Origin of the sequence: Streptomyces sp. NBC_00503 (assembly GCF_036346895.1) — a bacterium.
GTDB lineage: Bacteria > Actinomycetota > Actinomycetes > Streptomycetales > Streptomycetaceae > Streptomyces.
Window position 1 is genome coordinate 6,359,878 of the sequence record NZ_CP107855.1, and the last position, 24,338, is coordinate 6,384,215.

A 24,338-nucleotide genomic window follows, 5' to 3' on the forward strand; every position below is an offset into this window, starting at 1 on the left:
GAGGGGAGTCCACCGGACGGCGGTCCGATGGGCTCCCCTTTTCGTGTGTTCGCCGGATTCCGCCCGCGGCGGAGCACGACAATGTGGGACATGAGTCAGCAGGGCGCGGGCGCGGATGACTGGTGGCACAAACTCTACGAGGACCCCGACGCGGGACCGGAGACCGATCCCCGGGACACGCTCGACCACCGCTTCCGCTCGGCGGCGGTGATGGTGGCCCCACCGGTTTCGGGGGAGGGCGCGATCCTGCCCGGCCAGCGCCGGGACCCCGCCCGCCCGGACCGGCCGACAGGGGAGGAACAGGCCCCGCCGCAGGTGGCAGCGGAGCCGGTGGTCACGGAGCCGACGGCGCCGGAGCCGGTGGTCGCGGAACCTGTGGCACCGGAGCCGGTGGCGCCGCCGCCTGTGGTCCCTGAGCCTGTGGTCCCGGAGCCGGTGGCGCCGCAGGCCTGGTCCCCGGCGGAGGGGGCGTACGGCGAGTCCCTGCTGCCGCCGCCGCGGGATCCGCGGGCGGGCGGGCAGACCTGGTACGCGCTCGGCGACGTCTCCGTACCGCCTGCGCTGCCCGCCGAGGGCCCGGCGGGAGCGGAGCCGGACGAGCTGCCGGTCTGGAGCTGGGGCGCACCGGGCGACGAGGGCCCGCGCGGCGACGAGCCCGGCCCGGCCCCAGCCGTGGAGCCCGGACCCGCCGCGCCGCAGCCCGCCGGTCGTGCGCCGGTGCGCCCTGCCGCGGCCGGGACCGAAACCGCCGTGGCGGGCACGGCCGCTGCGGCCGGGGCCGCGAAGGACCCCGCTCCGGCCGTTCTCGCCGAACGGCCGGTGACCGCGCACCTGGGGGACCGCCCGCCGACCTACGCGCCCGAACCCGTCGCGCTGCCCACCGCCGACCCGGCCGCGCTCTCCGCCCTGACCCCCGACACCGTGCTGGAGGGGGCCCAGTACGGCGGCTACACCCTGCGCGCCGCCTCGCTGCGCGGGGACTCCGCCCGGTTCCGGGGCGAGCCCCGGCGGGACTTCCTGCTCACCGCCCGCTTCGGCGCGGGCCCCGACGCCCTGGTCCTGGTCGTCCTCGCCGGCGGGGACCGGGCCGCGCCCGGAGCAGCCGCGGCCGCCGCCGAGCTGTGCCGCTCCGTCGCCGGAGCCGTCGGGCGCAGCCAGGAGCGGCTGGCCGAGGACATCCGGGCCGGGCGGCGCGAGGCGCTGCGCTCCGGGCTCCAGCGGCTCACCGACCGGGGCTACGGCCGGCTGCGCGCCCGCTCCGCGGAGCTCGGACTGGCGGAGGAGGCCTACACCGCCGGGCTGCGCGGGCTGCTGCTGCCGGTCGACCCGGAATGCCGGACCCGGATCTCCTTCGGCGCGGGCGCGGGCGGACTGTTCCGGCTCCGCGCGGGGGAGTGGAGCGACCTGGAGGAAGCTCCGGCCTCGGACACCGGGTTCCGCTTCCGCGGCTCCGTGGCCCGCCCCGGCGACACCCTGCTGCTGTGCTCCGGCGGCCTCGCCGAACCGATGCGCGAGGAGAAGGTGCTCTGCGCCGAACTCGCCGCCCGCTGGTCCGACGAGCCCCCGCCGGGCCTCGCGGCCTTCCTCGCGGACACCCAGCTCCGCCTCAAGGGCTACGCCGACGACCGGACGGCCGCCGCGGTCTGGGAGGCGTAACCGGGCGGACCATGCGTGGATGGGAGGCGCACACGGCAGGCAGAACCGGAAAGGGCGCCCCCTCCATGGCAAAGCAGAACGTGGCCGAGCAGTTCGTCGACATCCTCGTGCGCGCGGGCGTGCGGCGGATGTACGGAGTCGTCGGCGACAGCCTGAACCCCGTCGTGGACGCGATCCGCCGGACCGGCGACATCGAGTGGATCCAGGTCCGCCACGAGGAGACCGCCGCCTTCGCGGCCGGCGCCGAAGCCCAGATCACCGGCACCCTGGCCGCCTGCGCGGGCTCCTGCGGCCCCGGCAACCTCCACCTCATCAACGGGCTCTACGACGCCCACCGCTCCATGGCCCCGGTCCTCGCGCTGGCCTCCCACATCCCCTCCAGCGAGATCGGCCTCGGCTACTTCCAGGAGACCCACCCCGACCGGCTGTTCACCGAGTGCAGCCACTACAGCGAGCTGATCTCCAACCCGCAGCAGATGCCCCGGGTACTGCAGAGCGCCATCCAGCACGCCGTGGGCCGCAGTGGGGTCGGCGTGATCTCGCTGCCGGGAGACATCGCCTCCCTGCCCGCTCCCGAGAAGAGCATCGAGCACGCCCTGGTCACCGCGCGGCCGACGGTGCGCCCGGGGGACGCCGAGATCGACAGACTGGTCCGGCTCGTCGACGAGGCGGACAGGGTCACCCTGTTCTGCGGCAGCGGCACCGCCGGGGCGCACGCCGAGGTGATGGAGTTCGCGGGCCGGGTCAAGGCCCCCGTCGGACACGCCCTGCGCGGCAAGGAGTGGATCCAGTACGACAATCCCTACGACGTCGGCATGAGCGGCCTGCTCGGCTACGGCGCGGCCTACGAGGCCACCCACGAGTGCGATCTGCTGATCCTGCTCGGCACGGACTTCCCGTACAACGCCTTCCTCCCCGACGACGTGAAGATCGTCCAGGTGGACATCAGGCCCGAACACCTCGGCCGCCGCTCGAAACTGGACCTCGCGGTCTGGGGAGACGTACGGGAGACCCTGCGCGCGCTGAACACCCGGGTCAGGGCCAAGTCGGACCGCCGCTTCCTGGACCGGATGCTGAAGAAGCACGCGGACGCGCTGGAGGGGGTGGTGAAGGCGTACACCCGGAAAGTGGAGAAGCACACGCCCATCCACCCCGAGTACGTGGCCGCCGTGCTCGACGAACTCGCCGACGAGGACGCGGTCTTCACCGTCGACACGGGCATGTGCAACGTATGGGCGGCGCGCTATCTTTCCCCGAACGGCAAGCGCCGCATCATCGGCTCCTTCAGCCACGGATCCATGGCCAACGCCCTCCCGCAGGCCATCGGCGCACAGTTCACCGATCGCGGACGTCAAGTGGTGTCGATGTCCGGCGACGGCGGTTTCTCCATGCTGATGGGAGATTTCCTCACCCTCGTGCAGTACGACCTCCCCGTCAAAGTGGTTCTCTTCAACAACTCATCCCTCGGGATGGTCGAGTTGGAGATGCTGGTTTCCGGCCTTCCTTCGTACGGAACTACGAATAAGAACCCCGACTTCGCGGCCATCGCCCGCGCGGCGGGTGCGTACGGGGTCCGCGTCGAGAAGCCCAAGCAGCTCAAGGACGCTTTGAAGGATGCTTTCCGGCACAAGGGGCCCGCCCTGGTGGACGTGGTGACCGACCCCAACGCCCTGTCGATTCCACCGAAGATCAGCGCCGAAATGGTGACCGGATTCGCACTGTCCGCCAGCAAGATCGTGCTGGACGGAGGGGTCGGCCGGATGATCCAGATGGCTCGATCCAATCTCCGCAACGTGCCGCGCCCGTAAGCCCGTATGCGTGCGGATTCCCCTGGGGGGCATGCATCCCGTAGGCCTGTTCGAGAGGCGGGCCTTCGGCAGCGGCACACGGGAGGTACATCGCCGTGCGGGTGGGGGCGAAGACCGGAAAGCTGTGGAAGAGGGGGCGGCCGGTACCGCGTGAACCGTCGGTCGAGGACGGGGGAGCGGTGGACATGCTGGGGATCACCCACAGCGTGCGCCGGGCGGATCTCAAAGCAGTCGGAGAAATCCGAAGGGCCTTACGGGAGCTGATGCGCCACCGGTGCCGGGCGGACACCGCCGAAGTGGCCGAGCTGCTGATCACCGAGCTCGTCACCAACGCCCTCGTCCACACCGATCACGGTGCGGAGGTGTCCGCGACCCTCGCCCGCGCCCGCCTGCGCGTGGAGGTCCGGGACTACGCCGCCCGCCGGCCCCGGCCGTACGTACCGTCCGCCGACCACGGTACGCACGGCAGGGGGCTGGTACTGGTCCAGGCGCTCGCGGACGCCTGGGGCGTGGACTCGCTGGCACTGGGCGCGGGCAAGGTGGTCTGGTTCGAACTGGACGGGAGCGAAGACGCGGGGCCCGCCTGACGGTTCGGCGGGCCCCACGTGGTGCTTGCTCCGTGCTCTTCCGGTCGACCTCGGCCTCGGCCTCGGCCTCAGCCGAACTGCTGCTCCAGATCCTTCAGTTTGCGCTCCAGGGAGTCGAGCCGGGGAAGCGTCTGGGTGTCGTCCTCGGCGGTGAGGTCCACCGTCCGGGGGCCACCGGCCGGGTCCCCGGATTCGGCCTTGCTAACGGCCTGGAGGGAGGGCCGGCGTCGTAGCGGCAGTTGATCCGTTTCCGCTATGGCCGGCTCCGCGCCGACCGGCGCGGAGCCCGCTCCGGGGGCCAGCCCCGGCATGTCGACCTGACGGGCCCGGGCCACGCGCCCGAACGCCCGGTTCTGCCGGCCGAGCGCCTTGATGTGCGCACGGTCCAGGCGGTGTTGGTCCCGCCTGCGGTGGCGGTCCTGCTCCTTCTCCTTCTTGTCCTCGCGCACCTCGTCAACGGCCTCGTCGAGGGTGCGCACCCCCTCCAGCAGCATGAGCGACCAGGCGCCGAAGGTCTCCCTGGGGGCCCGCATCCAGCGGACCATCCGGATCTGCGGCAACGGCCTGGGGATCAGGCCCTGTTCGCGCAGGGCGGCCCGGCGGGTCTGCTTCAGGGCCCGGTCGAAGAGCACGGCGGCCGAGAGGGACATTCCGGAGAAGAACTGCGGAGCCCCGTCGTGTCCCGCGCCGCGCGGGGCGTGCACCCAGTTGAACCAGGCGGCCGCGCCCGCGAACAGCCAGACCAGCATGCGGGAGCCGAGGGCCGCGTCGCCGTGGCTGGCCTCGCGGACCGCGAGAACCGAGCAGAACATGGCGGCGCCGTCGAGCCCGAAGGGCACCAAGTACTCCCAGCCCCCGGAGAGGTTGAGGTTCTGCCGGCCGAAGCCGACCAGTCCGTGGAAGGAGAGGGCGGCGGCCACCGCCGCGCAGCAGAAGAGCAGGACGTAGGAGGCGGTCCCGTAGACGGCCTCCTTGCGGCGCCGCCGCTCCTCGCTGCGCTCCCAGCTGTCCTCGGCCGCCGCGGCCTTCTCGCCTTCGCGCTTGCCCCGGGCCAGCACCGCCACTGCCGCAAGTACGCCCAGGATCAGCAGGCTGCCGGGCAGCAGCCAGTCCAGCGATATGTCGGTCAGTCTCATGCGGATGTCCCTTGCCTCGCGTATGCGGCTGATTCGGCTTGTGGCCGGTGCGGCTTTCCGGGCGCCATAGTGGCGCAGCCGGTGCGGCGTACACGCGGGTTTCGGGGCAAGTGGACGCCATCGGGGGGCGGAGCCCGCCGGATAGGGTGTTGCGGCTCGAACTGTCGCGCGGGTGCCGGGGGTTGAGTTCGATTCGCGGTCAGTCGGAAGGGTGGGTTCGGATGGCGGAGGCGGCTGTGCGGTGTCCTCGGTGCGAGGAGCCGCTCGCGGAGCTGATGGGGCCGTTGCGGCGGCAGCCCGACACGCTGTGGTGGGAGTGCGGGTCCTGCGGCTGGCTGGGCCGCCGGCGGACCGCCCCGGGCGCGGCCCTGCGGGAGATCCGACGCTACGAGGGCCGGGACGCCCTGTGCCCGTGGTGCGGCGACGAGGGCATGGTGGTGGAGGAGGGCTCCGAGGGCGTTCGGTCGGACGGGGTGCCGGGCCGGTGGATGACCGACGTGTGCCTGTCCTGCGGCCGGGTCGGGGCCTGGTTCCGCGGGGTGTCGGGGGAGCGGCTGCCCTGGCCCTCCGGGCTCGGGGGCCCCAGGTGATCAGCCGGCGGCGGCCGTCAGGCGGGTGACGCGCTCCGCGTCGCAGGTGCGCGGGCAGGTGACGCAGGTGTCCTCGGGGCGGATCGTGTAGAAGAAGCAGCAGCCGGCCCGGTCGCGGGTGGCCAACTCCCGGCCGCCGGGGCCTTCGAGGGTACGGAAACCCGCGCCGCCGGTGTACGGGGCCGTCGCGCCGGGCAGCAGCAGCTCCAGCTCGCGCATGGCCCGGCGCTCCTCGACCTCGCCGAGCAGGTGGCCGAGGTACCAGAGGCCCTCGACGACCTCGTCGGTCGCCATGGCCCACAGTGCGCGCCGCCCGCGCCGCATGCGCGGGGCGAAGCCTTCCAGCACCGGCCCGAGGTGCCCGGCCACCGCGGCCCGCACCTCCTCGCGCAGCGCCTGGGCGTCGGGTACGACCCGGGCCCCGGGGAGGGCGGCCGCCGGATCGTCCGGCAGGCAGGCGAAGGACTCCACGCGCACGGCCATCCGCCCCTCGGTCCGGTGGAAGGCCACCTGGTCCGGGGCGAGCAGGGGCACCCGGCGGTCCAGGAACCAGGGCACGGTGATCAGCAGGCACGCAGGCCACGCGTACCGGTGCAGCCCGAAGCCGGCCACCACGTCGGGCCGCGCCCGGCGCCCGTAGTCCCGTAGCACCTGGGCCTCGTCCCAGGCGAGGAAGGCCTCCAGGGCCTCGCCGCCCGCCGCGAGCTCGTGCGCGCCGACCCATCCCGCACCGCGGGGGGAGGGCTCGTGCGCCGCGAGCCCGGTGACGCGCAGTCCGCCGTAGGCCGCGGTGAGCCGCGCGTAGGCGTCCGCCGCCGGGGAGCCGGCCGGGGCGGGGGCGGTGGCGGGCGCGGTGACGGGCTGGGCGGGCCCGGTGGGCCCGACGGCCATGAGGGTCATGGGGGCCACCGAATCGCGCGATCGTTAACAGGTAAGCCTTACCTTACTCGATCTCTCGGGGGTTCGGGATATTCTCGGGTCAGGTCCAGACCCGCAGGAGGTCCGAGTGCAGGACGCGGCCCGAGCCCGGGTACCGGAGCAGGAAACACGCAAGGTGATGCGCCATTCGGTGCGCGGCCAGATCCTCGAAGCGCTGCGCAAGGCGCTGGTCGACGGCGTCCTGGTGCAGGGGGAGATCTACTCCGGCCCGGCGCTGGGCGAGCGGTTCGGGGTCTCCGCGACCCCGGTCCGCGAGGCGATGCAGCAGCTGGCGCTGGAGGGGGCCGTCGAATGCCTCCCGAACCGGGGCTTCCGGGTCCTGCCCCGGACCCACCACGAGCTGGCGGAACTGGCCGAGGTCAGGGCGCTGCTCGAACTCCCGGTGATCCTGGAGCTGGCCCGTACGGTCGACGCCGGGGTCTGGGCCGCGATGCGTCCGGCGGCGGCCTCGGCGGAGCAGGCGGCGGCCTCGGGGGATCCGGCGCGGTACGCGGAGGCGGACCGGGCGTTCCACCGCGCGGTCCTGGCCCTGTCGGGCAACTCGCAGCTCCTGCTGGTCACGGACGACGTCCACCGCCGGGCCCGCTGGCCGGTCTCGGGCCCCACCCGGTCCCCCCGGGCGAACCTCCCCGCGGACGCGGCCCAGCACGCGGCGATGCTCGACGCCCTGTCGGCGGGGGACCTCCCGCTGGCGGAGTCCGTGATCCGCGACCACTTCGCACCGCCGGCCCGCCCGGCGGCCGGGCGCTGAAGGCCGGGACCTCCTCGTCCCTGACGGCCCGCCCCTGACGGCCGGGCCCCGCAGGGCCCGGCCGCGGGGTCAGGCGGTCGGGGCCGGCTGGAGCTGGTCCGCCAGCCAGGTCGGGATGCCGCCCAGCAGGTGGAACAGCCGGCGGGCCTCCGCGCGCAGCCGGGTGGCCTCCGGTTCGGGTTCGGCTTCGGCCAGGGCCGCCAGCGCCGGGGCCGTGCCCACCAGGAAGCCCAGGTCCTCCCGGATGCGCAGGGATTCCGCGAAGCCCTGACGGGCCTCGGCCACCTCGCCCTCCCGCAGGGCCAGCGCGGCCAGGTGGCGCCAGGTGAAGGACAGCAGCAGGGTGTCGCCGTGGGCGACCGCCCCCGCATGGGCCCGGCGGTACGCCGGAAGGGCCGACTGCGGGGCGTCCGCCAGGTGCTCGGCGACCAGCCCGCGCCGGAAGTCCAGCAGTGGGCGGGTCCGGGACCCCGGGGACAGCAGGGCCGCCGCGCGGCCCAGTGCGGAGCGGGCCTCGTCCGCGCGGTCCCGTACGCCCAGCACGGTCGCCGCGTAGGCCAGGTGGCCCCGTTCGCACGCGGCCGCGCCGCGGTCGTCGTCCTCGTGGGCCACGGCTTCGGCCACCCGCAGCGCGTCCTCGGCCTCGGCCCAGCCCTGCCCGGTGAACAGGCAGCGCTCGACCAGCAGCGAGGTCCGCTGCACGGCGGCTCCCGGGTCGTGTACGTGCGGCGTCAGCAGGGCCGCCGCGTCGGTCCAACAGCCGCGCGAGCGCAGCCGCCATATCGCCCGCTGGAGGGGGTCGTCTCCCCCGGTAGTTCCGGCACCGGACATGGCGGTATCCGCCACATTGCCCTCCCCAAAGCAACCAAGCAGCACGTCGTTGAGCCCTGGGGCGAAATGAGAGCACGGATCTACGGCTCCGGCCAAGGGGTCGGGTGAACTCTTTCACAAAGTCCGGACGGATCATCAGCCGCCCCTGCCCGACCCCGGGAGCCCGGGGGAGCGGATCTTCTCAGCTCATCCGCAGTGCCAGGAAGAAGTCGAGCTTGTCCTCCAGCCGGGAGAGGTCCCGCGCCGTCAACTGCTCGATTCGCCCGACCCGGTACCTCAGCGTGTTGACGTGCAGGTGCAGCCGCGTCGCGCAGCGGGTCCAGGAACCGTCGCAGTCCAGGAACGCTTCGAGGGTGGGAATGAGCTCCGCACGGTGGCGGCGGTCGTAGTCCCGCAGTGGGTCCAGCAGCCGGGCCGTGAAGGCGCGGCGGACGTCGTCCGGGACGAACGGCAGCAGCAGGACGTGCGAGGCGAGCTCGTGGTGGCCGGCCGCGCAGACCCGGCCGGGACGGGCCGCCGCGACGCGGCGGGCGTGCCGGGCCTCCTCCAGGGCCCCGCGGAGTCCCTCGGCGGAGTGCACGGCGGCGCTGACGCCCAGTGTGAGCCGGCCGTCGTCGGCGAGCCCGGCCGCGAGGGGGTCCCGTACGGACGCGAGCAGCGTCTCGGCGTGCAGGGCGTTGTCGGGGCCCTTCTCGTCCCCGGGCTCCCCGGCGGGCGCGGGCAGCGGTACGAGGGCGATCGCCTCGTCCCCGGCGTGCGCGACGGCGATCCGGTCCGAGGGCTCCGGACCGGAGACCGACGGGTCCACGAGGATCTCCTCGAGGAGCGACTGGGCGACGGGTCCGCCGGGGATGTCCCCGCCGTCCCAGTCCACCCGGGCCACGACGACCTGCCAGTGCGGGGCGGCGCCCAGCCCCGGCAGCAGCACCGGCGCGGCCACCCGCAGGCGGGCGGCGATCTCGGCGGGCGGGGCGCCCGTCTGGACCAGCTCCAGCACCTCCTGGGCGAGCCGGCGGCGCACCGTACGGGCCGCGTCGCGGCGGTCCCGCTCGACGGCGATCAGCTGGGTGACGCCCTGGAGCAGGTCGAGCCGCTCGGCCGGCCAGTCGCCCGCGTCGGCCTCGACGGCCAGCAGCCAGTCCGAGAGCACGCTCTCGCGCACGTCCCGGGAGGCCGGACCGGCCGGGCCCCTGCCGTGTCCCCTGATCGGGAAGAGGGAGTAGGTAATACCCTGGATGGAGATCCGGTGGGGCCCGCGTCGGCCCGTCCGGACCGCCGCGAGGTGTTCGCTCGCCAGCGCCGCGCAGACGCCCGGTGCCAGCGGTTCGCCCGCTCCGGCGATCTGCCGGCCCGTGGGCGAGAGCACCCAGGCCCGCAGATCGAGGTCCGTGGTGAGCAGATCGAGGACCACATCGGGTCCGCCACCGGCCGGACCGGAGGTCATGAGCCGCCGGTGGCGGTCCACCACGGCCGCCAGGTCGCCGGCCCGCTCTCCCGAGACCTGCCGGACCACGTACTCCGTGATCGTGGCGAATGCAACGTTCTCGTTCACGACGAACAGCGGCAGGCGGTTGCGCAGGCATGCCGAGACGAGGTCGTCGGGGATGTCCCCCAGCTCCGCCTCGCCGGCCGCGAGTCCGGCTACACCGGCGCCCGCGAGGATGCGTACGAAGGGCTCGGAATCGGCCGAATTTCGTCTCCATGCCAGGCCAGTGAGGACGAGCTCGCCCCCGGAGAGGTACCGGCTGGGATCGCGCAGGTCGGTCGTCATGACCCCGCGGACCGTCCGGTCCAGTTCGTCCTCGCCGCCGAGCAGCCGCAGCCCCAGCGCCTCGGTTTCCAGCAGTGCGCGCAGCCGCATGATGTCGCCGCCGATCTGTCTCGAATGTTGCCGTTGGAAATCGGGCAGGTCGTTGCATCCTGCCTTTCATACGAATCTACAAGACGAGGGAGGTACCCAGCCAACTCCTTCATGGTTTCGGTGACTGCACTCGGGGGACGGGCGGCTTGTGTACTGGGTCCACACCGCGTTAACAGCACGTGAACGACCAGTCGAGGGCCCTTGGGCCTCCTGGCTTGAAGTGAACGGCCCGATTACGAAGAAGAAGAGAGCCGCACATGGACTTCCTTCGCCCCGCCAGCTGGGAGGAGGCGCTCGCCGCTAAGGCAGAGCACCCCACAGCTGTGCCGATCGCAGGTGGCACCGATGTGATGGTCGAGATCAACTTTGACCACCGTCGGCCGGACTACCTCCTCGACCTCAACCGCATCGGTCTGCTGCGGGAGTGGGAGATCGGCGAGGACGTGGTCCGTCTGGGTGCTTCGGTCCCGTACACGCAGATCATGGAGAACCTCCGCACGGAGCTTCCCGGACTCGCGCTCGCTTCGCACACGGTCGCTTCCCCGCAGATCCGCAATCGCGGCGGCGTCGGCGGCAACCTCGGTTGCGCCTCTCCGGCTGGCGACTCGCACCCCGCGCTGCTCGCGGCGGGTGCCGAGGTCGAGGTGGAGTCCGTACGCGGCTCCCGGATGATCCCGATCGACGAGTTCTACACCGGTGTGAAGCGCAACGCGCTGGCCGCCGACGAGCTCATCAAGACCGTCCACATCAAGAAGGCGGACGGCCCCCAGCAGTACTCCAAGGTCGGCTCCCGCAACGCGATGGTCATCGCGGTCTGCGCGTTCGGCCTGGCGCTGCACCCCGAGACGCGCACCGTCCGCACCGGCATCGGTTCGGCCGCGCCGACCCCGATCCGGGCGAAGGTCGCCGAGGAGTTCCTGAACGCCGCGCTCGAAGAGGGTGGCTTCTGGGAGTCCGGCCAGGTCATCACCCCTTCGATCGCCAAGCAGTTCGGTGACCTCGCGGCCGCCGCGGCCAACCCGATCGACGACGTCCGCGGCACGGCGAAGTACCGCCGCCACGCGGTCGGCATCATGGCTCGCCGCCAGCTCGTCTGGACGTGGGAGCAGTACCGCGGTTCGAACAACGGCCGCTCGCTCGAAGGGGCTGCGTAACCATGCGCGTCAATTTCACGGTCAACGGCCGTCAGCAGGAAGCCGACGACGTCTGGGAGGGCGAGTCCCTCCTCTACGTCCTGCGCGAGCGCATGGGTCTGCCGGGTTCGAAGAACGCCTGCGAGCAGGGCGAGTGCGGTTCCTGCACGGTCCGCCTCGACGGTGTGCCGGTCTGTTCCTGCCTGGTCGCGGCCGGTCAGGTCGAGGGTCGCGACGTCGTGACCGTCGAGGGCCTGGCGGAGTTCGCCAAGCAGCGTGAGGAGCACGGTCACGGCGGTGCCTGCGGTACGGGCGGCGGCTGCGGCTCCAAGGGCGTCACCCTGGACGCGGCCAAGCAGTGGCAGGCCCGGCCCGCCGACTCCCAGACGGGCGAGGGCGTGGAGCTCTCCAACGTCCAGCAGGCGTTCATCGACGCCGGCGCCGTCCAGTGCGGTTTCTGCACCCCGGGTCTGCTGATCCAGGCGGACGCGCTCCTGGAGGAGAACCCCTCCCCGTCCGACCAGGACATCCGTGAGGCCCTGTCCGGCAACCTCTGCCGCTGCACGGGCTACGAGAAGATCCTCGACGCGGTCCGCCTCGCGGCCGCCCGTCAGTCTGAGGCGGTCTGACATGGCTCGGAACACGCGTACGGTCCCGGCGGGCACGCCGACCAACGTCACGCAGAACCACACCAAGGGCGGAATCGGCGAATCGGTTCTCCGCCCGGACGGCACCCTCAAGGTGACCGGTGAGTTCGCGTACTCCTCGGATATGTGGCACGAGGACATGCTGTGGGGCCAGACCCTGCGCAGCACCGTCGCCCACGCCGAGATCGTCTCCATCGACATCTCCGAGGCCCTGGCGATGCCGGGCGTCTACTCGGTGCTGACGTACGACGACCTGCCGGCCGAGATGAAGAACTACGGCCTCGAGATCCAGGACACCCCGGTTCTCGCCCATGGCCGGGTGCGTCACCACGGGGAGCCGGTGGCGCTCGTCGCCGCCGACCACCCGGAGACCGCCCGCCGCGCGGCCGCCAAGATCAAGATCGACTACCGCGAGCTGCCGCTCGTCACGGACGAGGCCTCGGCCCTCGCCCCCGGCGCGCCGCTGATCCACGAGGGCCGCGACGACCACCACATCGGTCACGTCCCGCACCCGAACATCGTGCACCGCCAGCCGATCATCCGCGGCAACGTGGAAGAGGCCCGCAAGCGTGCCGACGTCATCGTCGAGGGCGAGTACACCTTCGGCATGCAGGACCAGGCCTTCCTCGGCCCGGAGTCCGGCCTGGCCGTGCCGACCGAGGACGGCGGTGTCGAGCTGTACGTCGCCACCCAGTGGCTGCACTCGGACCTCCAGCAGATCGCCCCGGTCCTGGGTCTGCCGCCGGAGAAGATCCGCATGACGCTCTCGGGCGTCGGCGGTGCCTTCGGCGGCCGCGAAGACATCTCGATGCAGATCCACGCCTGCCTCCTGGCCCTGGCCACGAACAAGCCGGTCAAGATCGTCTACAACCGCTTCGAGTCCTTCTTCGGCCACGTGCACCGCCACCCGGCGAAGCTCTACTACGAGCACGGCGCCACCAAGGACGGCAAGCTCACGCACATGAAGTGCAAGATCGTCCTGGACGGCGGCGCGTACGCGTCCGCTTCCCCGGCGGTCGTGGGCAACGCCTCCTCGCTGTCGGTGGGTCCCTACGTCCTGGAGGACGTGGACATCGAGGCGATCGCGCTCTACACGAACAACCCGCCCTGCGGGGCGATGCGCGGCTTCGGCGCCGTCCAGGCCTGCTTCGCCTACGAGGCCCAGATGGACAAGCTCGCGGCGAAGCTGGGCATGGACCCGGTCGAGTTCCGCCAGCTGAACGCCATGTCCCAGGGCACGGTCATGCCGACCGGCCAGGTCGTGGACGCTCCGGCGCCCGTCGCCGAGCTGCTGCGCCGGGTCAAGGCCCGCCCGCTGCCGCCCGAGCGCCAGTGGGAGACCGCCGGCGAGGGCGCGGACGTCCGCGCACTGCCCGGCGGCCTCTCCAACACCACCCACGGTGAAGGCGTCGTCCGCGGCGTCGGCTACGCGGTCGGCATCAAGAACGTCGGCTTCTCCGAGGGCTTCGACGACTACTCGACCGCCCGCGTGCGGCTCGAGGTCATCAACGGCGAGCCCGTCGCGATGGTCCACACGGCCATGGCGGAGGTCGGTCAGGGCGGCATCACCGTCCACACGCAGATCGCCCGTACCGAGCTGGGGGTCACGCAGGTGACCATCCACCCGGCCGATACGCAGGTCGGCTCCGCCGGTTCCACGTCCGCCTCCCGGCAGACGTACATGACCGGTGGCGCCGTGAAGAACACCTGTGAAGCGGTCCGCGAGGCCCTCCTGGAGATCGGCCGCCGCAAGAACGGCTCGTACCACCCCGCGTGGGCCACGGCCGAGCTGCTGCTCGAAGGCGGAAAGGTCGTCACCGACGGCGGCGAGGTCCTCGCGGCCATCGCCGACATCCTCGAGGACGAGGCGATCGACCTCGAGCTCGAGTTCCGTCACGCGCCGACCGAGCCCTTCGACCTGGTCACCGGCCAGGGCAACGGCCACGTCCAGTACACCTTCGCCGCGCACCGTGCGGTCGTCGAGGTGGACACCGAGCTCGGCCTCGTCAAGGTCGTCGAGCTGGCGACCGCCCAGGACGTGGGCAAGGCCCTGAACATGCTTTCCGTGGTCGGCCAGATCCAGGGTGGTACCACCCAGGGCCTGGGCGTCGCGATCATGGAAGAGATCATCGTGGACCCGAAGACCGCGAAGGTGCGCAACCCCTCCTTCACGGACTACCTGATCCCGACCATCCTCGACACCCCGACCATCCCGGTCGACGTCCTGGAGCTCGCCGACCCGAAGGCCCCCTACGGCCTGCGCGGTATGGGCGAGGCCCCGACCCTCTCGTCCACCCCGGCGGTCCTCGCGGCCATCCGGGCGGCGACGGGTCTTGAGCTCAACAAGACGCCGATCCGTCCGGAAGCCCTCACCGGCACCCTCTAGGACGGCGGGTCCGGGGGCCGAGAGGCCCCCGGACCACCCCACAGATTTCCGGGCGGTGTGACACGGGAACGTCACAATTCCAGCCGCACCGCCCGGAGCAGTGAGTCCGGAGTCATCAGGGCCGCACCGCTCGCGGTCAGTTTTCACCGGCAGTAACCCAACAGGAAAAAAAGCAGTAACTCCGGGCAAGCACCCAATACCCCCTGGTGTCTTCCCAGTACCGCGAAACCCCGCAGTACCCGCAGTACACGCAGTGCACATCTCGCGTCGCCTCGGGCCGTCACCCCGGGTCGTGCAGCCAACGCAGTTTCCCAAATCCCGTGTCTCCAATCTTTATGCGGGTGCCCCTATGAACCTTGGGAGTTAGGCACCATGACCCAATCGTCTGTGGAGCCCAAGACCAGTGAGGAAGAGGCCGGCAACGGCTCTCAGAACCCCACCGAACAGTCTTGGCTCGATCGGTACTTCCACATCACGCAGCGCAAATCCAACATCGGCAACGAGGTTCGTGGCGGTATCACGACCTTCATGGCGATGGCCTACATCCTGCTGCTGAACCCCCTGCTCCTCTCGGGCAAGGACGTCGCCGGCAACTCGATGGCCGCTTCGGCGATCATCACCGCCACGGCGTTCGCCGCAGCCGTCACGACGCTCCTCATGGGCTTCGTCGGCAAGGTCCCGCTCGCGCTCGCCGCCGGTCTCTCCGTGTCCGGCGTGCTGGCCTCGCAGGTGGCCCCCCAGATGACCTGGCCGCAGGCCATGGGCATGTGTGTGGTCTACGGCGTCGTGATCTGTCTCCTGGTCGTCACCGGCCTCCGAGAGATGATCATGAACGCGATCCCGCTGGCGCTCAAGCACGCCATCACCATGGGCATCGGCATGTTCGTCGCGCTCATCGGCCTGGTCAAGGCCGGCTTCGTCGGCCGCGGCCCGGAGTTCGGTCCCCCCGTTCAGCTCGGCTCCGTCGGTGAACTCGCCGGCTGGCCCGTCCTGATCTTCTGCATCACCCTGCTCACCATCTTCATGCTGCAGGCCCGCAAGGTCCCCGGCGCGATCCTGATCGGCATCGTCGGCGGAACCGTTCTGGCCGCCATCGTGAACGCCGTGGCGGACATCGACCCGAAGGCCTGGAAGAGCGGCCCGCCGGAGCTGTCCGGCTCCGCGGTCTCGATGCCGGACTTCTCGCTCTTCGGCCACGTCTCGTTCGGTGGCTGGGGCGACGTCGGCTACATGACGGTCGGCATGATCGTCTTCACCCTGGTGCTCGCCGGCTTCTTCGACGCGATGGCCACCATCATCGGTGTCGGTACCGAGGCCAAGCTCGCCGACGACAAGGGCCGCATGCCGGGCCTGTCCAAGGCGCTGTTCATCGACGGTGCCGGTGGCGCCATCGGTGGCATCGCGGGTGGCTCCGGCCAGACCGTGTTCGTCGAGTCCGCCACCGGCGTCGGTGAGGGAGCCCGTACCGGTCTCGCCTCCGTCGTCACCGGCCTGTTCTTCGCCGCCTGCCTCTTCTTCACCCCGATCACCCAGATCGTCCCGGGTGAGGTCGCCTCCGCGGCGCTGGTCGTCATCGGCGCGATGATGATGCAGAACGCCCGCCACGTGGACTGGGCCGACAGCGCGACCGCGATCCCGGTCTTCCTGACCGTCGTGATCATGCCGTTCACCTACTCGATCACCGCAGGTGTCGCCGCGGGTGTCATCTCCTTCGTCGCCATCAAGATCGCTCAGGGCAAGGCCCGTGAGATCGGCGGCTTCATGTGGGGTCTGACCGCGATCTTCGTGGTCTTCTACGCCCTGCACCCGATCGAGGGCTGGCTCGGCGTCGGCTGAGCCGCCTGACCTGATCAGGAGCAAGTAACCGCACCCTCCACGTATCCGATACTGGATACCGATACCTCTCCGAGGAGGCCGCAGTGCTGGACATCGCCGAAGAATTGAACCGGTGGGTCGAGCAGGGACGCGACTTCGCCGTCGCCACGGTCGTGGCCGTCGGCGGAAGCGCCCCGCGGCAGCCCGGAGCGGCCCTCGCCGTCGACAGCGACGGCACGGCCATCGGTTCGGTATCCGGCGGATGCGTGGAGGGTGCGGTCTACGAGCTGTGCCAGCAGGCGCTGGAGGACGGCGAAACCGTCCTGGAGCGCTTCGGGTACAGCGACGACGATGCCTTCGCGGTCGGTCTTACCTGCGGCGGGATCATCGACATCCTGGTCACCCCGATCTCCGCGGACTCTCCCGTACGGGAGGTGTTCGCGGCCGCGCTGGCCGCCGCCGCCCGAGGGGAGGCGGCGGCGGTCGCGCGGATCACCGAAGGCCCGGCCGAGCTGATGGGCCGCGCCGTACTCGTCCGCACCGACGGCTCCCACGAGGGCGGCTTCGGCGGACACCCCGAGCTGGACCGCTCCATCGCCCAGGAGGCGCGGGCCGTGCTCGACGCCGGCCGGACCGGTGTGCTGGAGATCGGCGCCGACGGCCGGCTCTGCGGAGAGCCGCTCAAGGTGCTGGTCGAGTCCAGCGTCCCGCCGCCCCGGATGATCGTCTTCGGCGCCATCGACTTCGCGTCCGCCCTGGTGCGGATCGGCAAGTTCCTCGGCTACCGCGTCACCCTGTGCGACGCGAGGCCCGTGTTCGCCACGAAGACCCGCTTCCCCGAGGCGGACGAGATCGTGGTCGACTGGCCGCACCGGTACCTGGAGGCGCAGTCCGAGGCCGGAGTCCTCGACGGCCGGACCGTGCTGTGCGTGCTCACCCACGATGCCAAGTTCGACGTACCGCTCCTCGAACTGGCCCTCAGGCTTCCCGTCGCCTACGTCGGCGCCATGGGCTCCCGCCGCACCCACGAGGACCGCAACGAGCGGCTCCGCGCGGTCGGCATGAGCGAGATCGAACTGGCCCGGCTGCGCTCCCCGATCGGCATGGACCTCGGGGCCGTCTCTCCGGAGGAGACCGCGCTGTCCATAGCCGCCGAGATCGTCGCCAACCGGCGCGGCGGTACGGGCGTGTCCCTGACCGGCGCGCACACCCCGATCCACCCGGACCCCTCGAAGAAGACGCTGATCAGCCGGATCGGCTCCGTCGCCTGAAGGCTTGGCGCGTCGAGCGCTGCGAGAAGGGCGCAACCCCGTGGGGGTTGCGCCCTTTCGGCGTTCCGCCTATTTTACCCGCCGGTAACAGCGTCTCCCCGCAACGGAGTTGACCGGATGTCCGCCACCCCCTTAGGTACCCGCCGGGCCCTGTCGGCCATGGCCGGGCTCGCCGCCCTGCTCGCCGCCGCACTGGTGGCCGGACCCGCGTCCGGCGCCGAAACCGCAGCCGGCGCCTCGACCACCTCCGGAGCCCCGGCCGCCGGGCCCGGGCTGCGCGAGGTGCTGTTCGTGGGCAACAACTGGGAGGGCACCGCCGACGTCCTCGCCTCCACCGGGGACCTGGCCAAGGTGGGCCGGGTCAACGTCATCCCCGACAAGGAGGAGCGGCTCCGGGAGATCTACCTCAACCCCGTGAAGCTCGGCTACTTCCTGGGCATCCGGGCCACCGCGGGCGAGGGCCACGACCAGTTCGTGGACGACATGTACACCACCCCCGACGGCTCCGCCGTCGTCGCCTCCCGCCCCAGCTTCGCCGACGTGGTCTCCGTGGACGTGCGCACCGGCCGAATCAACTGGCGCTTCCCGGTCGCCGGTTACCGGGCCGACCACATGGCGGTCTCCCCGGACGGCACGCGCGTGGCCGTCTCCGCCTCCACCGCCAACACCGTGCACGTCCTGGACATCGCGAGCGGGCGCCAGGTCGGCTCCTTCGCCACCGGCGACAAACCGCACGAGAACACCTTCACCCAGGGCGGCCGCTTCCTGTGGAACAGCTCGATCGGTGACGTGACCTCGTCCCTCGACGCGCCCTGGCTGGACTGGACGAAGGGCGACCGGAAGATCACCGTCGTCGACGCGCAGACCTTCCGCCCGGTCCGGGTGATCGACATGCGCGCACGGCTCGACGCGTTCGGGCGCTCCGACCTCTCCGACGCGGTACGCCCGATGTCCTTCACCCCGGACGAGTCCAAGCTCTACTTCCAGGTGTCCTTCTTCAACGGCTTCGTCGAGTACGACGTGGCCGCCGACCGGATCACCCGGGTCAAGACCCTCCCCGTGAACCCGGCCACCAGTAGCGACCGCACCACCTGGGTCAACGACTCCCGGCACCACGGCATGTCCATGAGCCCCGACGGCGCCAAGCTCTGCATCGCCGGGACCATGGACGACTACGCCACCGTCGTGGACCGGGCCACCCTGGAGCCGGGGCCCCTGGTGCCGGCCGCGAAGCCCTACTGGGCCACCGTGGACGGCGACGGCACCGGCTGCGTGATCTCCGAGAGCGGCGCCGACCAGGTGACGGCCATCGACTTCGCCACCGGCGCCAAGCGGGTCTCCGTACCCGTCGGCGACCACCCGCAGCGCGTGCGGCTCGGGCACGTTCCGGCCGACTGGACCGGGCCCTCGGCGCCCTGACCGGCAAATCCAGCCACTTTGAGATGACTGGTCTGCGATGACCGATTAGTCTCCCGATCATGGTGGACATTCGCGAGGTACCCGAGTCCGACATCGACCGCGCTCTGGAGCTCGCGTACCTGGTCTTCCACGACCGGCCCGAGAAGGAGGCGCGCGAACGCCACCACGACATGCTCCTGCACTGCACCCGCATCGGTGCCTACGACGGGGACGCGCTGGTCGGGTTCATGGCCGCGCACGACTTCCGGCTCTCGGTGCCCGGGGCGGACCTGCCCTGCCCCGGGCTCACCTTCGTCTCCGTTTCCCCCACCCACCGCCGCCGGGGCGTGCTGACCTCCCTGATGGGCGAGATGCTGCGCCGGGCCGGGGAGGCCGGCAGCCCGATCGCCGCGCTGTGGGCCTCCGAGGCCGCCATCTACGGGCGCTTCGGCTACGGCAGCGCCACCCAGGGCGTCACCATCGAGATCGACTCCACCCGGCCGCTGGCCCTGCGCATCGAAGCGGACCGGCGGCCGCTGCGCCTGGTCGACACCTCGGACCCCGAGGGCGCCGTCGCCGTGATCGGCCCGTACCACGAGGCGGCCCGCGCGACCCGGGCCGGCCGGCCGACCCGTGGCGAGTGGAGGTGGACCGAGGAGTGGCTGACCGAACAGGACGAGGAGGACGAGGAGCTGAGCCCGCCCCGGATCATCGTCCTGGGGGAGCCGGGCGAGCCGGTCGCAGGCTACGTCCTCTACCGCACCAAGCCCGAGGACGACAGCGGCCCCACCCGCACCCCGGGCCGGGTCCAGGTCTACGAACTGGAGGCGGACACCCCGGCGGTGGCCGCCGCGCTGTGGGAGTGCCTGGCCTCCCTCGACCTCACCGGCCGGGTCTGTGCCTGGGGCCGCCCGGCCGACGACCCGCTGCTGCACTTCGCCGCCGACCGGGACCAGGTCAGGGTCACCGCCGCGTTCCCCGCGCTCTGGCTGCGGCTGGTCGACGTGGGGGCGGCGCTGACCGGGCGGTCCTGGGCCGCGCCCGTGGAACTCGTCCTGGAGCTGACCGATGCCCGGCTGCCCGCGAACACGGGGCGGTTCCGGCTGAAGGCGGGGCCGCACGGGGCGGCGTACGAGCCCGCCGACGGGCAGGCTCCCGATCTGAGCCTGGACGTACGGGAGCTCGCGGCCTGCTACCTGGGCGGGACCCGGGCCGTCGAGCTGGTCGCGGCCGGGCTGGTGGCGGAGCACGCCCCCGGCGCGGCCGCCGCCCTGGACGCGGGGCTGCGCACCGCGCTGCTGGCGCACACGGCGGACGAGTTCTAGACCCGTCCGCCGCGAAAACCGGTTCGGCTGTGGCTGTGGCTCCGGCTCAGCCGATGGCGGGCAGCGAGATCCGGGCCGCGGACATGCCGAAGTCGGAGCTCAGGACGCCGGTGGAGATCCCGTCACCCAGGCGGTGCAGGTCCTCCTCGCGGTAACGCCGGGTCTTCTCGTGCCAGTTGAGAATTCCGGCGAGCCAGTCCTGCAACTCGCCCACGTACGCGTCGAGTCCGGCGCGTGCGTCCGCATCCAGCTTCCAGTCGTCGTAGAGCAGCGGCAGCTGGTTGGCCACGATGTGCTCGAACTCCTCGGTGCGCTGCGTCATCAGCGAGTGGCAGATGTGCAGGGCCTGCGGGTAGTCGATGTCGAAGAAGTTGCGGGTGACCAGCACGTAGTTGTGGACCTCGCCCTCGACCTCCACTTCCTTCTGGTAGGAGAAGATGTCGTTCATCAGGCAGGCTGCGTCGGCGGCCGCGTTCTCCAGGGAGCGGATGGTGCCGGAGGCGTAGATGTCGTCGGGGATGCCCCGGCCCGCCTGGCCGAGCCGGCACAGGTACATCGTGAGGTGCGAGCCGAAGGTGTGGCGGCGCATCTCGGCGTAGTCCACCGGGTCCGGGATGCGGTTCTGGATCTGGTTCTCCATCTCCCACAGCCAGCTCTGCAGCATGCTCACGAGCGTGGCCCGGAACTCCCCCCGGACCTCGGGGGACATGTCCTTGCTGGTGCGCACCCACAGGTCGCCGAGGGAGCGTTCCATCGCGGTCGCCGGGAGCGCCTGTTCGGCGTGGTCCACCGGGATCATGGAGATCAGCCGGGCGGTGGTGGCCTTGGCGGCCGGCAGGTTCTTGGACTGCGCGAAGACCACAGGGTAGTAGTCGTCCCCGTAGGTTCCCCAGGTCAGCCAGCAGGCGTTGAGGGTCAGGGCCTCGGCGGTGGCGTCGGGGTCGATGCCGGCGGAGCAGAGCGCGAAGTCGTAGCCGCGCAGCTTCTCCTCGTTCCAGATCGCCGAGCCGGGGTCTCCGGGCTGCGGGTCGACGAGCCCCATCTCCTTGGCCCAGATCATCGACTGCTCCCGGGCGTGGGCGTGGTGCGGGCTCATGGTGAGCGGGAACGGCATGTATACGTCCGGGACCACGGACGGGCCGGTGCGCTCGAAGGGGACGTGGGTGAAGGAGCGGCGGCGCAGTTCCAGGGCCCGCGGGGCGAGGATCGAGCGCAGGTCCAGGGCGGTGGTGCCCAGGCCGGAGGGGAGGAAGGGCAGGGTGAGCGGAGCGGTGGCGCGGGCTTCCTTGTTCATGTAGCGGCTGGAGACCATGTGCCATTCGTGGCCGCCGGACTGCCAGTCCTGCAGGCCCTTGGCGTAGGCGAGGACGGCGCCGATCTCGGCCGGGTCCATGGCGTGGTCGGCGAAGAGCTGGGGGAGTTCGGCGAGGGCGGTCTGCTCGAACTGGTGGAGCCGGGAGGTGAGGAGGTCGTTGGAGGCTTCGGCGGCCTCCTGGGTGGTGCAGCCGAGGAAGGTCTCCAACACCAGGATGGCGTTGGAGAGTTCGCCCTCGTCGGCGACCTCGCGCTGGTAGGAGAAGATGTCGTTCCTGATGTGCACGGCATCGGAGAAGGCGTCGCGCAGCACCCCGAGCGGACGGGAGTGCGCGATCCGCGCGGGGACCTCGGCGGACACGTACTCGATGAGACCGGCCGACCAGGGGGCGCCGCCCACCTTGCGGCGCATCTCGATGTATTCGAGGGGGTTGGCGACCCGCCCGATGTTGATGTTGGCGAGTTCCCACATGGACTCGTCGAGGAGGTTCTTGGTGGACAGGGAGAACCGTTCCCTCCAGTCCATCGACATGGCGGGGACGGTACGGGCCCACAGGTCGGCGAGGCCCGCTTCCACGGGATTGGTGGCCTCCGGGAACCCGTCCGCCAGGTCCATGGGCATGAAGGCGCCGAGCCGGTCGAGGTAGGCCTTGGCGCCCGCGCGGTCCTGGGAGCGCTTGTACATCTCCAGGAAGTGGTCGTCGAAGAAGAACACCCACACGTACCAGTCGGTGACCAGCGACAGCGCTTCGCTGTCGCAGTCGGGGTGGGTGTAGGAGCACAGCAGCGCGTAGTCGTGCGAGTCGAGGTCGCTCTCCTCCCAGACGCCGGAACCTTCCAGCATCCCGAAGGCGCGGGCCCACTTCTTGGTGTGGGTCCTGGCGTTCTCCAGGTGGGGGTTCAGTCGCGCCGGATATGGCACATAGAAATCCGGCAGTTGGAACGGCTGCGTCACGGCAGGGTGGACCTTTCGTCTGTCTGTCTCGCGGACGGAGGCGGAAGGCCCGGCAAGGGGCCTTCCGCACGAGATCAGCAGTGCCCTACCCGTGGTGCCGGTGAGATAAGGGGGAGTTCACTTCATCAGGTGACACGGCAGTCGTTCTGCGACGTACGGGGCTGCGAGCAGGTAGAGAGACCGGTGGGACAGGCCCTCTTCCCTGCGTTTCCCTCCGTCCGCTCCCCTCCGTCCTCGCAAGCTCAGGCGGACTTGCGCCGGTCGAACGCCGGGTAGAACTTGCGCAGCAGGCCGAAGGTCTCCGTGAAGTCGAGCTGGCCCGGGGCGGAGCTCGCGCCGAAGAAGGAGTAGGTGATCCGCGAGCCGAGGGCCGGGAAGAAGACGCGCGAGACGGCGCCGGTCGCACCCATGGCGATGACGATCAGCCGGGTCCCGTCGGCCCCCGCCCGCAGCAGCAGCGAGGCGAGGCGCCGTACGTCGCTCTCGGACTCCACCATGGTCGACACCTTGACCACGTCGGCGCCGGCGCTCTTGGCCTCGTCGATGACGGCCTGGAGTTCCTCGGTGGCCGGGGTGAATTCGAAATTGTGGTACGAGACGATCGTCACCGTGTCGTGCGCGCGGGCGGCCTCGATCACGCCGGAGAGGATTTCCCGGGACGAGAGCTCGATGTCCACGGCCTGGACCCGGGGGGCGAGGGCGCGGAAGAGGTCGAGGCGCTCGGCTTCGGTCCCCTTCCAGTCGCCGCCTTCGAGCGGGGAGCGGAGCGTGGCCAGGACCGGCAGGGCCTTGAACGCGTCCACCTGGGCCAGGACATGGGCCGTCTCGGTCCGCGCGTACCGGTCGACGCGCAGCTCGGCGACATCGACGCCGGCCGCCTGCGCCTCGTGGGCGCGCAGTTCGGCGTCGGTGTCGTCGAAGCTGACGGCCACCAGCGGAATCCCGTCGTCGAGAAGCGCCCGCATTGAATTCATTTCCTGGTCACTGCCTTTTCGATTCCGATATCCGACGCGCATCACTTGGCGAACTTGAACTTGGCCAACTTGAACTTGGCAAGCGCGGCGGATTATACGCGGAATCGGTATCGGCGAGAGTGGCTGCCCGCCCCTTGGGCTGCCCGCTTGCGCCAAGGTGCTGGTGTCGCAGCGCGGGATGCTTGTCTGATTGTTCTAGGTTTGCGCCATCGGTACAGATTTCGGCGTTCCGGGAGGGACACTCATGGCGATCGATCTCGACAAGGTGCTGGACAAGGCGTGGGCCGACAAGCCGCTCGCGGAGGTGCTCGCGGCCCCGGTCGCCGCGCTCAAGGGCGTCACCGACAAGGACGGCGAACTGCTCCTCGAGGCTTTTGGAGTCAAGACCGTCGCCGACTTCGGCCAGCTGAAGTACGTGCGCTGGGCGCAGGCCCTCGTAGCGCTGAACCAGACCACCAAGGCGTAGCCCCTCCGGCGGTCGGCTCCGCTACCCGACGGGCCTCAGGTCCCCACCGGGATGGGCCGTGCGCCAGGCCGCGATGGCAAGGTCCCAGTCCTCGCCCGTCAGGGCGGTGAGGGATGCGGGGAAGAGGCCGTCCTCCTCCTTCGCGATGTGGTGGTGGAGCTCCTCCACCGCGCGGCGCAGGGCGGCCGTGTCCGCAGGGTCCGCGAGATCCGCGCGGGAGAGGAAGGCCGCCAGCTCGCGGTGTTCCCGGACCAGGGCCTCGATGTACTGGGCGTACTCGGGGTCCTGCCCCATGACCGCGAACAAGCCGTCCTCCTCGCCCTTCCAGTGGGCGAGGAGGACGGCCGTCATGTCCGCCACGAGGGTGCGCGCCCTCGCGGTGTCCCCGGAGTCCAGGGCGCGCAGGGCATCGCCCGCCGCGTCCGTCACCGCCTCGTGCTCGGCGATGAACTCCTTGATCAGGGGGATCTCACGGCAGCCGCAGTAGTGGCACAT

Annotated in this window: 20 protein-coding genes; 13 read left to right on the plus strand and 7 right to left on the minus strand. The window is 71.2% G+C overall.

Features of this window, described 5'->3' with window-relative positions; all coding sequences use genetic code 11:
* Positions 1–90 precede the first annotated feature (90 nt).
* From OG490_RS29220 to OG490_RS29230, 3 genes are all read left to right on the plus strand, one after another.
* Positions 91–1,656, plus strand: coding sequence for a protein phosphatase 2C domain-containing protein (locus OG490_RS29220; protein WP_330299246.1), 1,566 nt, complete (start codon positions 91–93; stop codon positions 1,654–1,656).
* Between the two features lie 65 nt (positions 1,657–1,721).
* Positions 1,722–3,464, plus strand: a complete 1,743-nt coding sequence (locus tag OG490_RS29225; protein ID WP_330299247.1) for a pyruvate dehydrogenase — start codon at positions 1,722–1,724, stop codon at positions 3,462–3,464.
* A gap of 185 nt (positions 3,465–3,649) precedes the next feature.
* The gene (locus OG490_RS29230) at positions 3,650–4,051 is read left to right on the plus strand and encodes an ATP-binding protein (protein WP_330299248.1); all 402 of its coding nucleotides are present in this window, start codon (positions 3,650–3,652) and stop codon (positions 4,049–4,051) included.
* A gap of 68 nt (positions 4,052–4,119) precedes the next feature.
* Here OG490_RS29230 and OG490_RS29235 read toward each other — a convergent pair whose 3' ends face one another.
* Positions 4,120–5,187: a DUF2637 domain-containing protein gene (locus tag OG490_RS29235; RefSeq protein ID WP_330299249.1), complete on the minus strand. Its 1,068-nt coding sequence runs from the start codon at positions 5,185–5,187 to the stop codon at positions 4,120–4,122.
* Positions 5,188–5,408: 221 nt separating this feature from the next.
* On the opposite strand from OG490_RS29235, the gene OG490_RS29240 reads away from it, so the two are divergent.
* Entirely contained in the window at positions 5,409–5,777 is a 369-nt protein-coding gene (locus OG490_RS29240; protein WP_330299250.1) for a hypothetical protein, read from the plus strand.
* On the opposite strand, the gene OG490_RS29245 is transcribed toward OG490_RS29240, so the two are convergent.
* Positions 5,778–6,677: a (2Fe-2S)-binding protein gene (locus tag OG490_RS29245; protein ID WP_330299251.1), complete on the minus strand. Its 900-nt coding sequence runs from the start codon at positions 6,675–6,677 to the stop codon at positions 5,778–5,780. It lies immediately after the preceding gene.
* A gap of 70 nt (positions 6,678–6,747) precedes the next feature.
* Here OG490_RS29245 and OG490_RS29250 point away from each other — a divergent pair, with 70 nt between their 5' ends.
* Complete coding sequence (locus OG490_RS29250) at positions 6,748–7,467, plus strand: GntR family transcriptional regulator (RefSeq protein WP_443065988.1); 720 nt, start codon at positions 6,748–6,750, stop codon at positions 7,465–7,467.
* A 69-nt stretch (positions 7,468–7,536) separates the two neighbouring features.
* Here OG490_RS29250 and OG490_RS29255 read toward each other — a convergent pair whose 3' ends face one another.
* Both OG490_RS29255 and OG490_RS29260 read right to left on the minus strand, forming a co-directional pair.
* On the minus strand, positions 7,537–8,313 hold the full coding sequence (locus tag OG490_RS29255) for a hypothetical protein (protein WP_330299253.1): 777 nt from the start codon (positions 8,311–8,313) through the stop codon (positions 7,537–7,539).
* 166 nt (positions 8,314–8,479) lie between these two features.
* Positions 8,480–10,159 carry a PucR family transcriptional regulator gene (locus OG490_RS29260; RefSeq protein WP_330299254.1) on the minus strand — a complete coding sequence of 560 codons (1,680 nt, stop codon included), beginning with the start codon at positions 10,157–10,159 and terminating at the stop codon, positions 8,480–8,482.
* A 257-nt stretch (positions 10,160–10,416) separates the two neighbouring features.
* Here OG490_RS29260 and OG490_RS29265 point away from each other — a divergent pair, with 257 nt between their 5' ends.
* From OG490_RS29265 to OG490_RS29295, 7 genes are all read left to right on the plus strand, one after another.
* Positions 10,417–11,313: an FAD binding domain-containing protein gene (locus OG490_RS29265; protein ID WP_330299255.1), complete on the plus strand. Its 897-nt coding sequence runs from the start codon at positions 10,417–10,419 to the stop codon at positions 11,311–11,313.
* 2 nt (positions 11,314–11,315) lie between these two features.
* The gene (locus OG490_RS29270) at positions 11,316–11,921 is read left to right on the plus strand and encodes a (2Fe-2S)-binding protein (RefSeq protein ID WP_330299256.1); all 606 of its coding nucleotides are present in this window, start codon (positions 11,316–11,318) and stop codon (positions 11,919–11,921) included.
* Between the two features lies 1 nt (position 11,922).
* Complete coding sequence (gene pucD, locus OG490_RS29275) at positions 11,923–14,325, plus strand: xanthine dehydrogenase subunit D (RefSeq protein ID WP_330299257.1); 2,403 nt, start codon at positions 11,923–11,925, stop codon at positions 14,323–14,325.
* 372 nt (positions 14,326–14,697) lie between these two features.
* The gene (locus OG490_RS29280) at positions 14,698–16,161 is read left to right on the plus strand and encodes an NCS2 family permease (RefSeq protein ID WP_330299258.1); all 1,464 of its coding nucleotides are present in this window, start codon (positions 14,698–14,700) and stop codon (positions 16,159–16,161) included.
* Positions 16,162–16,244: 83 nt separating this feature from the next.
* Positions 16,245–17,411 carry an XdhC/CoxI family protein gene (locus OG490_RS29285; protein ID WP_330299259.1) on the plus strand — a complete coding sequence of 389 codons (1,167 nt, stop codon included), beginning with the start codon at positions 16,245–16,247 and terminating at the stop codon, positions 17,409–17,411.
* Between the two features lie 159 nt (positions 17,412–17,570).
* Positions 17,571–18,830, plus strand: coding sequence for a YncE family protein (locus OG490_RS29290; protein WP_330299260.1), 1,260 nt, complete (start codon positions 17,571–17,573; stop codon positions 18,828–18,830).
* 59 nt (positions 18,831–18,889) lie between these two features.
* Complete coding sequence (locus tag OG490_RS29295; RefSeq protein WP_330299261.1) at positions 18,890–20,134, plus strand: GNAT family N-acetyltransferase; 1,245 nt, start codon at positions 18,890–18,892, stop codon at positions 20,132–20,134.
* 46 nt (positions 20,135–20,180) lie between these two features.
* Here the strand turns inward: OG490_RS29295 and OG490_RS29300 are convergent, their stop codons facing one another.
* Positions 20,181–22,403, minus strand: a complete 2,223-nt coding sequence (locus OG490_RS29300; protein ID WP_330299262.1) for a terpene synthase family protein — start codon at positions 22,401–22,403, stop codon at positions 20,181–20,183.
* Positions 22,404–22,645: 242 nt separating this feature from the next.
* On the minus strand, positions 22,646–23,368 hold the full coding sequence (gene aroD / locus OG490_RS29305) for a type I 3-dehydroquinate dehydratase (RefSeq protein WP_330299263.1): 723 nt from the start codon (positions 23,366–23,368) through the stop codon (positions 22,646–22,648).
* A 253-nt stretch (positions 23,369–23,621) separates the two neighbouring features.
* Between aroD and OG490_RS29310 the strand changes: the two genes are divergently transcribed.
* Positions 23,622–23,843 (plus strand): hypothetical protein, encoded by a 222-nt coding sequence (locus OG490_RS29310; RefSeq protein ID WP_330299264.1) that lies wholly within the window; start codon positions 23,622–23,624, stop codon positions 23,841–23,843.
* Between the two features lie 21 nt (positions 23,844–23,864).
* Here the strand turns inward: OG490_RS29310 and OG490_RS29315 are convergent, their stop codons facing one another.
* Positions 23,865–24,338 (minus strand): hemerythrin domain-containing protein, encoded by a 474-nt coding sequence (locus OG490_RS29315; protein ID WP_330299265.1) that lies wholly within the window; start codon positions 24,336–24,338, stop codon positions 23,865–23,867.

What these genes read in the sequence shown, in the direction of transcription:
- OG490_RS29235 (WP_330299249.1), bottom strand. Translation starts at nt 5,187, where the DNA reads ATGAGACTGACCGACATATCGCTGGACTGGCTGCTGCCCGGCAGCCTG.
- OG490_RS29260 (WP_330299254.1), bottom strand. Translation starts at nt 10,159, where the DNA reads ATGCGGCTGCGCGCACTGCTGGAAACCGAGGCGCTGGGGCTGCGGCTG.
- OG490_RS29240 (WP_330299250.1), top strand. Translation starts at nt 5,409, where the DNA reads ATGGCGGAGGCGGCTGTGCGGTGTCCTCGGTGCGAGGAGCCGCTCGCG.
- OG490_RS29220 (WP_330299246.1), top strand. Translation starts at nt 91, where the DNA reads ATGAGTCAGCAGGGCGCGGGCGCGGATGACTGGTGGCACAAACTCTAC.
- OG490_RS29280 (WP_330299258.1), top strand. Translation starts at nt 14,698, where the DNA reads ATGACCCAATCGTCTGTGGAGCCCAAGACCAGTGAGGAAGAGGCCGGC.
- OG490_RS29245 (WP_330299251.1), bottom strand. Translation starts at nt 6,677, where the DNA reads ATGACCCTCATGGCCGTCGGGCCCACCGGGCCCGCCCAGCCCGTCACC.
- OG490_RS29225 (WP_330299247.1), top strand. Translation starts at nt 1,722, where the DNA reads ATGGCAAAGCAGAACGTGGCCGAGCAGTTCGTCGACATCCTCGTGCGC.
- OG490_RS29265 (WP_330299255.1), top strand. Translation starts at nt 10,417, where the DNA reads ATGGACTTCCTTCGCCCCGCCAGCTGGGAGGAGGCGCTCGCCGCTAAG.
- OG490_RS29315 (WP_330299265.1), bottom strand. Translation starts at nt 24,338, where the DNA reads ATGTGCCACTACTGCGGCTGCCGTGAGATCCCCCTGATCAAGGAGTTC.
- aroD (WP_330299263.1), bottom strand. Translation starts at nt 23,368, where the DNA reads ATGCGGGCGCTTCTCGACGACGGGATTCCGCTGGTGGCCGTCAGCTTC.
- OG490_RS29310 (WP_330299264.1), top strand. Translation starts at nt 23,622, where the DNA reads ATGGCGATCGATCTCGACAAGGTGCTGGACAAGGCGTGGGCCGACAAG.
- OG490_RS29230 (WP_330299248.1), top strand. Translation starts at nt 3,650, where the DNA reads ATGCTGGGGATCACCCACAGCGTGCGCCGGGCGGATCTCAAAGCAGTC.
- OG490_RS29290 (WP_330299260.1), top strand. Translation starts at nt 17,571, where the DNA reads ATGGCCGGGCTCGCCGCCCTGCTCGCCGCCGCACTGGTGGCCGGACCC.
- pucD (WP_330299257.1), top strand. Translation starts at nt 11,923, where the DNA reads ATGGCTCGGAACACGCGTACGGTCCCGGCGGGCACGCCGACCAACGTC.
- OG490_RS29295 (WP_330299261.1), top strand. Translation starts at nt 18,890, where the DNA reads ATGGTGGACATTCGCGAGGTACCCGAGTCCGACATCGACCGCGCTCTG.
- OG490_RS29270 (WP_330299256.1), top strand. Translation starts at nt 11,316, where the DNA reads ATGCGCGTCAATTTCACGGTCAACGGCCGTCAGCAGGAAGCCGACGAC.